The organism is Fusobacterium sp., from assembly GCF_029258315.1.
GTDB lineage: Bacteria > Fusobacteriota > Fusobacteriia > Fusobacteriales > Fusobacteriaceae > Fusobacterium_B.
The window spans coordinates 20,788-34,306 of record NZ_JARHZE010000065.1 but is presented as its reverse complement, the minus strand read 5'-3'; the positions used below and the strand labels follow the sequence as shown (position 1 = coordinate 34,306).

The 13,519-nt window shown below is 29.3% G+C and carries 11 protein-coding genes; 1 reads left to right on the top strand and 10 read right to left on the bottom strand.

Features of this window, described 5'->3' with window-relative positions:
- From Q1J48_RS05245 to hflX, 8 genes are all read right to left on the bottom strand, one after another.
- On the bottom strand, positions 1-352 hold a 352-nt coding region (locus Q1J48_RS05245), incomplete at its 3' end, for a hypothetical protein (protein WP_300361719.1).
- A 437-nt stretch (positions 353-789) separates the two neighbouring features.
- Positions 790-1,413 (bottom strand): orotate phosphoribosyltransferase, encoded by a 624-nt coding sequence (gene pyrE / locus Q1J48_RS05240; RefSeq protein WP_300328902.1) that lies wholly within the window; start codon positions 1,411-1,413, stop codon positions 790-792.
- A 3-nt stretch (positions 1,414-1,416) separates the two neighbouring features.
- Positions 1,417-2,613 carry a dihydroorotase gene (locus Q1J48_RS05235; RefSeq protein WP_300361715.1) on the bottom strand — a complete coding sequence of 399 codons (1,197 nt, stop codon included), beginning with the start codon at positions 2,611-2,613 and terminating at the stop codon, positions 1,417-1,419.
- Positions 2,607-3,332, bottom strand: coding sequence for an orotidine-5'-phosphate decarboxylase (pyrF, locus tag Q1J48_RS05230; protein ID WP_300329104.1), 726 nt, complete (start codon positions 3,330-3,332; stop codon positions 2,607-2,609). Before pyrF ends, Q1J48_RS05235 begins: the two co-directional genes overlap by 7 nt.
- 31 nt (positions 3,333-3,363) lie before the next feature.
- Positions 3,364-4,290: a dihydroorotate dehydrogenase gene (locus Q1J48_RS05225; RefSeq protein ID WP_300361712.1), complete on the bottom strand. Its 927-nt coding sequence runs from the start codon at positions 4,288-4,290 to the stop codon at positions 3,364-3,366.
- A 9-nt stretch (positions 4,291-4,299) separates the two neighbouring features.
- Entirely contained in the window at positions 4,300-5,106 is an 807-nt protein-coding gene (locus Q1J48_RS05220) for a dihydroorotate dehydrogenase electron transfer subunit (protein ID WP_300328911.1), read from the bottom strand.
- A 19-nt stretch (positions 5,107-5,125) separates the two neighbouring features.
- A complete protein-coding gene (pyrB, locus tag Q1J48_RS05215) occupies positions 5,126-6,190 on the bottom strand; it encodes an aspartate carbamoyltransferase (RefSeq protein WP_300361709.1) in 1,065 nt (354 codons plus the stop codon).
- 252 nt (positions 6,191-6,442) lie between these two features.
- A complete protein-coding gene (hflX, locus tag Q1J48_RS05210; RefSeq protein ID WP_300361707.1) occupies positions 6,443-8,230 on the bottom strand; it encodes a GTPase HflX in 1,788 nt (595 codons plus the stop codon).
- A 101-nt stretch (positions 8,231-8,331) separates the two neighbouring features.
- Between hflX and Q1J48_RS05205 the strand changes: the two genes are divergently transcribed.
- On the top strand, positions 8,332-9,516 hold the full coding sequence (locus tag Q1J48_RS05205; protein WP_300361704.1) for a dicarboxylate/amino acid:cation symporter: 1,185 nt from the start codon (positions 8,332-8,334) through the stop codon (positions 9,514-9,516).
- An 89-nt stretch (positions 9,517-9,605) separates the two neighbouring features.
- Here the strand turns inward: Q1J48_RS05205 and Q1J48_RS05200 are convergent, their stop codons facing one another.
- Positions 9,606-11,321 carry a proline--tRNA ligase gene (locus Q1J48_RS05200; RefSeq protein ID WP_300361701.1) on the bottom strand — a complete coding sequence of 572 codons (1,716 nt, stop codon included), beginning with the start codon at positions 11,319-11,321 and terminating at the stop codon, positions 9,606-9,608.
- A 74-nt stretch (positions 11,322-11,395) separates the two neighbouring features.
- Positions 11,396-13,450 (bottom strand): ATP-dependent DNA helicase RecG, encoded by a 2,055-nt coding sequence (recG, locus tag Q1J48_RS05195; protein ID WP_300361699.1) that lies wholly within the window; start codon positions 13,448-13,450, stop codon positions 11,396-11,398.
- Between the last annotated feature and the right edge of the window lie 69 nt (positions 13,451-13,519).

Here is a 13,519-nt window from a genome sequence, read left to right as displayed (position 1 = left end):
ACATAGAATCAGAAACTGGGCTACCATCATTATTTAAATAAGGATATTTTTTGTAGTTTTTATTGTCTGTTGAAACTACATATGATGTTGTTGGAGCCACTAAAGTTGGGATTAATGTTGTATACTCAGGTATTGGTATACTCGGCATTATATTTGTTACCTTTTCTTCCCCATTATTTGTAATTTTTAATGTATAAACTAATGTATCCCCTGGGTTTGCATCTTTCACATCCATCATTGTTACTACACCATTCTTCATTTCTAACTTTTCTACTGATAGATTAAAATCAATATTGGCATAAGCAACAACTAAATTAAGTAAAAACATCAACAATATTAATACTTTTTTCATAAGAACCTCCTATAATAAAAATATTTCTATTATTCGAAATAAAGTAAATTTCAAATAATAGATCCAAAACTTTTAAATCACCACCCCCCACTTTTATATAAAATAAGTCTTTTATTTATTTTAATCTTATTATATCAGCACTTTTTTTATTTGCGACATAAAAAAATTTTTTTTGTATATTTTAGTCTCATTTTTTTAACACTTTCTTTTACAATATACTACTCTAATAAAAATATTTTTCCTTTTTATTTTTTGTGATTTTTTTATAAAATATAATATGAAAATATAACTAATAGAAAAACAAATTTTTTGTAAAAAAAAAGAAGCTATTTTTCAATAGCCTCTTCGTTTATTTACTCTATAAATTATGGGGTAATTTTATGACAACTTTATTATAAAAAATAAATGTGTCATAAATATGTTATTAAAAACTTTTATTAAACTCCCCAAGTGTTAGGAGATTTATTCCATTTTAAAGCAATCTCTTTTTCTTCTTCTGTTAAATATTTTTGCTCAGTTGCAAGTCCAATTAGAGTTGTAAAATCAGAAATATTTGTTAATTTTATTCCTGCATTTTTAAAATTCTCTTCAGCTTTTAAGAATTGGTATGAGAATATAGCTACTACTTCTACTTCTTTTGCTCCTGCTTCTTTTGCAGCTTCAACAGCTTTTATAGAACTTCCACCAGTAGAAATTAAGTCTTCTATAACTATAACTTTTTTTCCTTCTAAATCTGCTCCTTCAATTTGTCTTCCTGCTCCGTGATCTTTTTTAGCTGAACGAATGTAAGCCATTGGTACGTTTAATCTTTCAGCTATAAATCCTGCCCAAGGAATTCCTGCTGTTGCAGTTCCTGCTACTACATCAAACTCTTTATCTTTTAATATTTCGATAAATCCATCTACTACAACTTTTCTCTCTTCTGGATATCCTATCATTTTTCTATTGTCACAATAAATTGGACTTTTTATTCCAGATACAAAAGTAAATGGCTCTCCTACATTTAATTTTACAGCTCCTACTGATAATAATGAATGTGCTACTCCTCTTGCTCTATCCATTTGTTACATCACTTCCTTACCAATTTTTTTATTTATAAACTTTTTATTATTATATACTATGTTTCCTCTTACTATTGTAGTTACAACCTCTCCACCTTTTGACATTCCATTATAAGGTGTCCAACCACATTTCGATACAACCTCTTCATTAGTTATTTTTGCTTCTGTTTCTAAATCAACTATAACTAAATCAGCGTCATAACCAACTTCAATTTTTCCTTTATTTTTTAATCCAAAAATTTCTGCTGGATTTTTACTCATTATTTCACTAAGTTTTGTTAATGAAATTTTTTCGCCATCAACAGCTTTTAACATTATCTCTAAAGAAAATTGCACTCCTGGTATTCCAAAAGTTAATTTTTCTTGTTTTTCTTGTAAAGTATGAGGGGCATGATCTGTTCCTATTGTATCAATAGTTCCATCTATTATCCCTTCCCAAAGAGCTTCATTATCCTCTTTAGTTTTTAACTCTGGTTTCATTCTAAGGAAGCTTCCCTCTTTTACATAGCTTTCATTTAAAAATAAATGATGAGGTGTTACTTCAGCATAAATCTTAAGTCCTTTAGCTTTAGCCTCTCTTACCATTTGGATCTCTTCTTTAGTAGATAAGTGACAAAGATATACTGGAACTTTTGTTTTTTCTGAAAGTTCAATAGCTTTTGCTACCATTTCCCCTTCAGCATGAACAGCAACTAAATTTGATGATCTAAAAATATCCTCTAATATTTTTTCATCTTCTACAAGCATATTTCCTGTTGAAACATTCATAAATACTTTTGTAGCCACTGCCATATCTTTTACTTTTCTTACCTCTTCAGAGTTATTATTTTTACTTCCACCAAAATAAAATCCATAGTCTACATAACTTCTTCCTTGAGCATCCCTTTTTTTATTTAAAAGAGCCTCCTCTGTTATTGTATTTGGTACAGTATTTGGCATATCTAAAAATGTAGTAACTCCACCTTTAGCACAAGCCATACTTCCTGTTCCAAAATCTTCTTTATGAGTAAGCCCTGGATCTCTCATATGAACATGAGGATCTATTATTCCTGCCAAAACATATTTTCCATTAGCATCTATTACTTCTTGGTCATCTAAATTAATTTCATCCGAAATCTCTTTTATCCTTCCGTTTTCTACAAGAATATCTTTAAGTACTACTTTTTCCTCTAAAGTTATAAGTCCGTTTTTAATTAACATAGACCGCCTTCTTTTAATCCCTCTTCAATTTCTGCTAAAACTAATTTTGTAGCATTTACTGGATCTTCATTTTTAGTTATAGGTCTTCCAACTACTAAGAAATCACAACCATTTAAGATTGCATTTTTAGGAGTCATTATTCTTGTTTGGTCATTAGTTGCTGACCAAGCTGGTCTTACACCTGGACATACTGTTTTAAACTCTTTTCCTAAAGCTTCTTTTATATATTTAGCTTCCCAAGGTGAGCAAACTACCCCGTCCATTCCTGCTTCTTTTGTAAGTTTTGCTAAGTTCATAGCCAACTCTTTTATACTTGCATTTGTTAAGAAAGTTTCTTTCACTTCCTCTTCTGATAGACTTGTAAGTATTGTTACAGCTATTAAAAGAGATTTATCATTTATTTTTTTAGCCTCTTCAACAACTTTTGCCATCATTTTTTTCCCACCAGTTGAATGTACATTGAACATAAATACATTTTCTTTAGCAGCAAAAACAGATGCCATTGCTGTCGTATTTGGTATGTCGTGGAATTTTAAATCTAAAAATATTTTCTTACCTTTTTCAGCTAAGTATTCTACCATTTTTCCTTTTGAGTTTAAAAATAACTCTAATCCTACTTTATAAAATATTGCTGTATCTCCTAATCTCTCTACTAATTCAACAGCCTTATCCATTGTAGGAAAATCTAATGCTATTATTAATCTATCTTTTGAGTTTATCATAATCTTTTTCTCCTTAAATATTTCTTAATTATTTTCTAAAAGCTATTCCTCTTATATCTTGGATATTTTCTAAATTGTTATCCTCAGCATATTTTTGAAGTCCTTGTTTAACCTCTACTGGTAAAACTGGATTAGGGAATATTCCTGTTCCTATTGATACCATTGTAGCTCCTGCCATAATAAATTCAACAGCATCTTCCCAAGAGTTTATTCCTCCCATTCCAATTATAGGAATATTTACATTTTGAGCAACTTGATAAACCATTCTAACTGCAATTGGTTTTACTGCTGGTCCAGACATTCCTCCCATAGTATTTCCTAAGATTGGTTTTCCTGATTTTATATCTATTCTCATACCAAGTAATGTGTTTATCATTGATATTGCATCAGCTCCATTAGCCTCTACAATTTTAGCAATTTCAACAATGTTTGTTACATTTGGAGAAAGTTTTACTATCAATGGTTTTTTTGTTAAAACTTTCTTAACCTCTCTTGTAGTTCTTCCTGCAACTTCTGGATTTGCTCCAAAGGCCATTCCTCCATCTTTTACATTTGGACAAGAAATATTTAATTCTACTAAATCTATTTCTTCAATTTCATTTACTCTTTTAGCTATCTCTACATATTGATCTACTGTACTTCCATTTATGTTAGCTATAAGTTTTGTTGTTACTCCCTCTTTTTTTAATTTAGGAATAATCTCTTTCTCAAAAACTTCTATTCCAGGGTTTTCAAGTCCAACACAGTTTAAAATACCACAAGGTGTTTCAGCTATTCTTGGCCCCATATTTCCTGTTCTTGGTTCCAGTGTTAAACCTTTTAAAGTTATTCCTCCTAATTCATTTGGATCGAAATAATCTTTATATTCTAAACCAAATCCAAAGCATCCTGATGATGTAACTATTGGATTGTCAAATTCAACTCCTAAAAAATTAACTTTTAATCTATTACTCATTGTTTCCTCCTATTTATTACAATCACAAGGTAGTGGATTTTTTGGATTGATATCTATTATTATTCTGCTATCAAATACTGGTCCATCATGACAAACTTTTTTCATTCCTTCATTAGTTAAAATAGAACATCCTACACAAGCTTTTACTCCACAAGCCATTCTCTCTTCTAAAGATACTTCACAGTAAACTCCAAACTCCTGTGCAACTTTTCCAACAAACTCTAACATTTTATGAGGTCCACAAGTGTAAACAGCATCTATTCCACCTTTTCCTAAAATTTCTCTAAGTGGTAATGTTACATTTCCTTTTACACCACAAGAACCGTCATCTGTTGTAATATATGTTTCTATTCCATCTAAGTTTATATTTTTTATGATTTCAACAGCCCCTTGATTTCTTCCACCACAGATAAATATAACCTTATTTCCATTTTCTTTTAATCTTTCTATCAATAATTTTATTGGTGCTATTCCCATTCCCCCACCAACTACAACTATTGTTTTATCTTTTACATCAGTAGTAAATCCATTTCCTAAAGGTCCTTGAAGATTTAGAGTATCCCCCTCTTTTAAATTTTTAAACTCCTCAGTTCCTAATCCTTTTACTTCATAGTAAAATTCTATAATATTTTTTTCTCTATCAATATAGTGTAAACTTATAGGTCTTCTAAGAATTGTTCCTTGTCCTTTACATTGTAGCATATAAAATTGCCCTGCTTTTGCTACATTTATTGATTTCTCTCCCTTTAATTTCATTAAATAGTAAGTTCCAAAAACTTGTTTATTTTCTAAGACTTTACAATCTTCTAAAAACATCTATTCCTATCCTCCTATATTATTTTATTTCTCTTCCACAGTAGTAGCAGTATTTTTTACCATTTTTTATCTCTATTTTGTTGTCAGTCTCCTCAAATTTTGTAATACAATTATTATTACTACATAGAGGTTTTTCTGATTTTATTATTTCATTTTTTGCTTTTTCTTTGTAGTTTAATTGTAATTTATCTAAAGCTATTCCTATCATTGCCTCTCTCACAGGAACTCCATTTTTAGCTTGCTTAAAGTATAAAGCGTGTTTTGTTTCATCTAAATCTATATTTATCTCATTAACTCTTGGAAGTGGATGTAAAATTATCATATTCTCTTTACATTTTCCAACTATTGTTTCTTTTGAGATTATATAAACATTTTTTAATTTTTCATAAAGTTCTGGCTCTTCAAATCTCTCTTTTTGAATTCTAGTCATATAAAGAACATCTACCTCTTTTAAGATCTCTTTATAATCTTTTACTAATTCATACTCAATTCCTTTTTCATCTAATTCATCTAAGATTTCCTTTGTAATTTGTAACTCATCTGGAGCTACGAAATAGAATTTTTTACATTTGAATTTTGAAAGTGCCTTTGATAATGAATGGACAGTTCTTCCATATTTTAAATCTCCAACAAAAGCTGTTACAAGTCCATCTAAAGTTCCAAATTCTTTTTTTATTGTATAAAGATCTAGTAATGTTTGGCTTGGGTGTTCATTAGCTCCATCTCCAGCATTGATAACTGGTATATCTGAAACATCTCCAACAAATTTTGCTGCTCCATCTCTTAAATGTCTCATTATTATTATGTCAGAATACCCATTTATCATTTTTGTAGTATCTCTTAAGCTCTCTCCCTTTTTTAAAGAAGTTGCATCTGGACTATCAAACCCTAAAACTTTTGCTCCTATTCTAAAACATGCTGAAGTAAATGATAATCTTGTTCTAGTTGATGGTTCAAAAAAAAGTGTAGCTGCTATTTTGTTTTTTATTAAATCCTGATTAGGATTATTTTCTAATTCCTCAGCTCTTTTTAAAATTTCTAAAATTTCTTCCCTATCAAATTCTTTCATTGAAACAAAATTCATATACCTATCCCTTCCTTCATAAAAAAAGGAATAAAAATTGCAATTATACTGCAATTCTTATTCCTGATATATTAAAATAATTATAAATGGTTTTTGAAAAAATAAAAAAAGAAAAAAGATTTTTTAAATTAAATATATTTACAGGCTTCTCATAAAATCTTTTCATTATTTTTGCAATACCCCCTTTTATTTTTTCACAATTTCAGAGATTATATCACATTTTTTTTATTTAATCAAGATTATTTTTATTATTTATTTCATATATTTTTTACATTTGTTATAAACCTTATCATCTACCATAGCCACTAATTTTATACCCTCACCTAAGTACTCTTCTGATAATACTGAAGAATTACTATGAATATAAGCTGACATAGCTGTATCTGAATAAGGAATTAAATATTCAGCCTTTTTTAGCTGTTCTGGTAACTTATCCACAGCTTTATCAAGTAATAAATCTATATTTATATTTTCCCTAGCACTTATCTCTACTATTTCATAATTTAAAAGCTGTTCTTTTACCTCTTCTAGTTTTTCTTCTGAGATTTTATCTGTCTTATTAAGAGCTAAAATTGTTGGCTTATTTTCACAACCAAGTTCTTTTAATACTCCTTCTACAACAGATATCTCTTTAAATAAATTTTCACTGGAAGCATCTACCACATGAATTAAAACATCTGAGAAAATAACCTCTTCCAATGTAGATTTAAAAGCCTCGACTAAATCATGAGGTAATTTTCTAATAAATCCAACTGTATCTATTACTGCTACCTCTTTTTTATCTTTTAATTCTACAACTCTAACAGTGGTATCCAAAGTAGCAAAAAGCATATTTTCTGCAAAAACATCTTCTGTCTTTGGGCTATTATCTTTACAATAATTTTTAACTATTAAGTTTCTAAGAGTTGATTTTCCAACATTAGTATACCCAACCAAAGAGATTTTTCCCATATTTGATTTCTCTCTTCTCTCTCTTTGAGTTCCTCTTATTTTTTTTATTTTTTCAAGTTCATCTCTTAAATTTGAAATCTCGTCTTTTATTTTTCTTCTATCAAGTTCAAGTTTAGTTTCTCCAAGTCCTCTATTTCCAAGTCCTCCACCTATTCTTGAAAGTTCAGTTCCAAATCCAATAAGTCTTGTTCCTCTATATTTTAATTCAGCTAATTTTACTTGAATCTTTGCCTCTTTTGTTCTAGCTCTTCTTGCAAATATTTCTAAAATCAGAGATGTTCTATCTATTACTCTACATCCTATATTATCCTCTAAGTTTCTAATTTGAATACCTGAAAGCTCCTCATCAAAAATTATCAGATTAGCTGCTCTTATCTGTTTAGCTCTTGCAAGTTCCACTACCTTTCCACTACCTATATAGAAACTTTTATCAATCTTACTTCCTTTTTGTAACATTATATGAACTGTTTCTATGTCACAAGCACTTGCAAGTTCTTTTAACTCTTCTAAACTTTCTTGGCTCTCTCTTCCAACAAGTATAGCATACTCTTTATAATCTTCATCTATTATTCTAGCTCTTAATTCTTTTTCAATCTCTTGAATCTTTGCTAAAAAATTATAATTTTCAACTGTCATAAGATTTTTTGAAAGATACTCTTCATGAAGAATATTATTGTCTTGAACCTTACAAAATCCCATTGATATTCCATTGATACTTCCATCTTTATTTATCCCTATGGCTGACATAGCATCTAGTTTAAGTTCTATCAAAGCTGAAATATCTACATCAGAAAGTCTAGCACTTCCACTTGGATGGGTATGGATAATTCTCACTCCACAAAGTTTTCTATCCTTGTACTCCACCTTTGGAAGAGTTGCACTTCCACTATCCCCAATGTTTATATCTAAAATTTTTCCATTTCTATCAATCGCTACACTTATCTCTTTATTTATATTGTAGCTTATCTCTACTATTTTTAAAAATATATCTTCTCTTAAAAATTTTCCCTTTTCTATTTTTTCTTCTAATAAACTTTCTAATTCTTTTAATAAATAATCCTTGATTCCCAAGGTATTTCCACCGATCATACTACCTCCTTAAAAATTTTACTTGATTTTTCCTTCCAAATATTGTATCATCTTTACATACAATTGTATCTGATTAAAAAACAATTTTGGGAGGGGTTTTTATGAAAAAATTTGGTTTACTTCCTAGACTTATTCTAGGAATCGTTTTAGGTATTGCTATTGGAAAAATGAAATTCTTATTTGTTGTTGAACTACTTGCTACATTTAATAATATTTTTGGAAACTTCTTAGGATTTATCATTCCACTTATTATTGTAGGATTTGTTGCTCCTGGTATTGGAAACCTTGGTAAAGGAGCTGGAAAATTATTAGGGGGTTCTACTCTACTTGCATATGTTTCTACTATAATTGCTGGTAGTTTCGCTTATTTTGTAGATACTAATATTTTTCCTCGTTTTTTAAAAGTTGGTTCTTTAGTTCTTAATGATACTACAAATCCTGAAGAGGCTTTGATAAAATCTCTTATTGATGTAAAGATACCACCTCTTATGGATGTTATGACTGCACTTGTATTTGCATTTTTAATTGGTCTTGGTATAGCCTACTTAAAAGAAAATACAATTAAAAAATTTATGGATGAATTTCAACTTATTGTTGAAGGAACAATAAAATCTATTATCATTCCTCTTTTACCACTTCATATTGCTGGTATATTTGCAAATATGACTTATGCTGGTAAAGTTGAAATTATCATAAGTGTTTTTGCTAAAGTTTTTGTTGTTATCATCCTTCTTCATTTAACAATATTATTATTCCAATATACTATCGCTGGTGGTTTAAATGGAAAAAATCCATTCTCACTATTAAGAACTATGCTTCCTGCATATTTCACAGCTGTTGGAACTCAATCATCTGCAGCTACAATCCCTGTTACTTTAGCTCAAACTAAAAAGAATGGAGCGAATGATGGAATAGCAGAGTTTACTGTACCTTTATTTGCAACTATCCACTTATCTGGAAGTACAATAACTCTTACAAGTTGTTCTCTTGCTATAATGATGCTTGAAGGAATGAACTTTTCATTTAGTTCTTATATTGGATTTATTTTAATGCTAGGAGTTACAATGGTTGCTGCTCCTGGAGTTCCTGGTGGAGCTGTTATGGCTGCTTTAGGACTTCTTAAATCTATGTTAGGTTTCTCTCCTGAACTTACATCTTTGATGATAGCACTTTATCTTGCTCAAGATAGTTTTGGTACTGCTTGTAATGTAACTGGAGATGGAGCTCTATCTCTTATTATAAATAAATTTGCTGGATTTTCTCTTAATAAAAAAGAAGAAAAATAACACAAATTAAAAATATCTAAAATTTATAAAAGAACGACTTAAATAAGTCGTTCTTTATTTTATTTTCTATGAAAATTTTTAATCAGTAATTAATATTTTTTCATTAATTCTTTTACTGTTTCAACTACTTGATCTTTTCCGATCTCCATAGTTTCTCCAGTTCTTCTTATTTTTAATTCAACAATTCCTTCTGCTGATTTTTTTCCACAAACAACTTTGAATGGGAATCCAATTAAGTCAGCATCTTTAAATTTAAATCCAGCTCTTTCGTTTCTATCGTCGTAGATTGTTTCTACTCCATTATTTGTTAATGCTCCGTATAATTCTTCTGCTAAATTAACTTGATCTTCATCTTTCATATTAGTAGCAATTACATCTACTACATATGGAGCTATTGAAACTGGCCATATAATTCCGTTCTCGTCATTATTTTGTTCAATAGATGCTGCCATAGTTCTTGAAACTCCTATTCCATAGCATCCCATTTCCATAACAACTTCTTTTCCATTTTCATCTAAAACAACTGCGTGCATTGGCTCAGAATATTTTTTACCAAGTTTGAATATGTGTCCACACTCAATTCCTCTAGCAACTCTTAATGGTTTTCCACAGATTGAGCAGATATCTCCCTCTTTAACAGTTCTTACATCTGCAACTATATCAACTGTATAATCTCTACCATAGTTAACATTTAAATAGTGAGTATCTGGTTGATTTCCTCCAGCTGTATGGTTTGTTATCTCTACAACAGATTCATCAGCTATAACAGTTATTCCTTTTGATTTTAGATCCATTCCATATGGTCCAATAAATCCTTTAAATAATCCTAATTTTGATATTTCTTCATCTGTTAACATAACTATATCTATTGTATTGATTAAATTTTTAACTTTTACTTCGTTAACTTCTATATCTCCTCTGATTAATACCATATAAGGAGCATCTGTAACAACATCTTTATACATTATTGCTTTTACAGTTCTTTCTATTTCTACACCTAAGTTAGCTACAACATCCTCTATTTTTGCAATATTTGGTGTTGGTACAAGTACAGGCTCTTTTAATTCCTCTTTAGGTAGAGAAGTTAATTTATTTGTTGCTTTTTCTACGTTAGCACCATAGTGACAAGAGTCACAGAATATTAATTCATCTTCTCCTGAGTTTGCCATAACGTGAAATTCTCTTGATCCATTTCCTCCGATTGCTCCAGAGTCTGCATCAACTATTCTAAAGTCTAATCCACATCTTTCAAATACTTTTGAATAAGCTTGTTGCATATTTTCAAATTCTTTATCAAGTCCAGCTCTATCAACTGAGAATGAATATCCGTCAGTCATAAGAAACTCTCTTCCTCTCATAAGTCCAAATCTAGGTCTTCTCTCATCTCTAAATTTAGTTTGAATTTGATATAGGTTTATTGGTAATGCCTTATAAGAAAATATATCATTTCTTACTATGTCTGTTATAGTTTCTTCGTGAGTTGGTCCAAGGACAAAATCTCTTTCGTGTCTGTCCTTAATTCTTATCATTTCTTCTCCCATAACATCCCATCTACCAGATTCTTGCCAAATCTCAGCAGGTTGTAAAACTGGCATAAATACCTCAACTGCTCCAGCTCTCTCCATCTCTTCTCTTACAATATTTTCTATTTTTCTAAGAGTTCTGTATCCTAGTGGTAAATATGAATAAACTCCACTAGCCAATTTTTTTATCATTCCAGATCTTAATAATAATTTATGGCTAACTACTTCTGCCTCTTTTGGAGTTTCTTTTAGAGTTTTTACATAATATTTACTAAATCTCATTCTCCCGTTTCCTCCTTAAAATTTTCAAATCGTACTATTCATTTTAGCATACTTTTTTATTTTTTAAAAGTTTTTTAAATAGTTTCTTTAAACTTATCTTTAATATCTTTTATCAAATATTTATTTTCTATAATACCATTAGTTTTATTTAAGTATTCTATACAAATCTCTTTTACCATTTTTATAGTTTTTACATCTTGAGTAATATCTATAAATTTTAAATCACTTATTCCAGACTGCTTTACTCCAAAAATTTCTCCAGCTTTTCTAAGTCTTAAATCTTCCTCAGCTATCTCAAATCCATCATTTGTTTTCTCCATTATTCTCATACGAGCCTTTGTATTATCATTATCACTATGAGATATTAAAAAACAATAAGACTGGTATTCCCCTCTTCCTACCCTTCCTCTCAATTGATGAAGTGATGAAAGCCCAAATCTCTCAGCATTTATTATAGTAATTATTGAGGCGTTGGGAACATTTACTCCAACCTCTACAACAGTTGTCGAAAGCAAAATATCCAATTTTTTATTTTTAAAATCTTGCATTACTTGATCTTTTTCAGCATTTTTCATTTTTCCGTGTAAGATACCAATTCTCTTATCAGAAAATACATTTTCTATTTCACTTTTATATTCTTCAACAGATTTAGCAGATATTTTATCACTATCCTCTATCAAAGGAACTATAAAATAAGCCTGTCTTCCCTCGTTTAATTTTTTTTCTATAAAATCATAAACTTTTTGAAGATCACTGTCATTATTGATCCATTTAGTTTTTATAGGTTTTCTTCCCGGAGGAAGTTCATCAATTATTGATACATCTAAATCTCCATATATACTTAAAGCTAAAGATCTTGGAATAGGTGTGGCACTCATTACTAAAAGGTTTGATAATATCCCCTTATCTCTTAATTTTTTTCTTTGAACAACACCAAATCTATGCTGTTCATCTATAACTATAAGTCCTAGATTTTTAAACTCTACATTATCTTCTATAAGAGCGTGAGTTCCTATTATTAATTTTACCTCACCATTTTTTATATCTTCTAAAAGTTTCTCCTTTTTCTTTCCTTTTACACTTCCAGTTAAAAGTTCTACCCTAACTCCTAAATTTTCAAAGTCATCTTTTATAGAAAGATAGTGTTGTGTAGCTAGTATCTCAGTAGGTGCCATTATAACCCCTTGGTATCCATTTTCTACTATATATAATAGTAGAGTCATAGCAACTATTGTCTTTCCACTTCCAACATCCCCTTGGATAAGTCTATTTATATAAATTCCATTATTTAATTCTTTATATATTTCAGTTACAACTTTTTTTTGTGCATTGGTTAAATCAAAATTTAAACTTTTTAAATATTTTTTTACAAGTTCTTTATTTCCTATTAAATTATATTTTCTTTCAAATATATCTCCACCTAGATATTTATTTTGTAAGATTCCCATCTCAAGAACTAAAAGTTCCTCTATTGCAAATCTTCTCTTACTCTCCTCTAAATATTTTTTATTTTCTGGAAAATGTATCTGTTTTAAAGCCTCTCTCCTAGAAAGAATCTTATATTTTTCCACAATTTCATCTGGAATATTTTCCTCTAAATATTTAGAATAATTTATTAAAGTTTTCTTTAAAATTTTTCTAAGTGAGTTTTGAGTAAAATTTTTAGTTGTACTATATATAGGTAAGATTTCTCCCTTTTCCATCTCTTTTTGATTTGTTAATTTTTTAAATTCAGGATTTGTCATCTGAAAATTATATCCTGGTTTTACCTGTCCAATTAAAATATATTCATCACCTATCTTTAAACTTTTAGCAAGATATGGCATCTGAAACCAAACCACATCTATTACCCCTGTTCCATCAGTAGCCCTTGCTTTTGTCATCTTTACTCTTGAAGGTAAAAAAGGATTTGATACAGTTAAAAATTGAACTTTTAAGACAACATATTCATTTCCCCTTAGCTCCTCTATCTTTTTTATATTCGTTCTATCATCATAGGCTCTTGGAAAATAATATAATAAATCTTTTATATTTTCAATTTCTAAAGACTCCAAATTTTTTAACTCTTTTACTGTTATATTATCTAAATTTTCTATACTTTTAAAAATTAAATCGTAATTATCTTCCATAAAATTCTCCATTTTTTATTTTTAATATAGATAAATTATATCATATTTTTTATTCAAAAAATAAAAAAA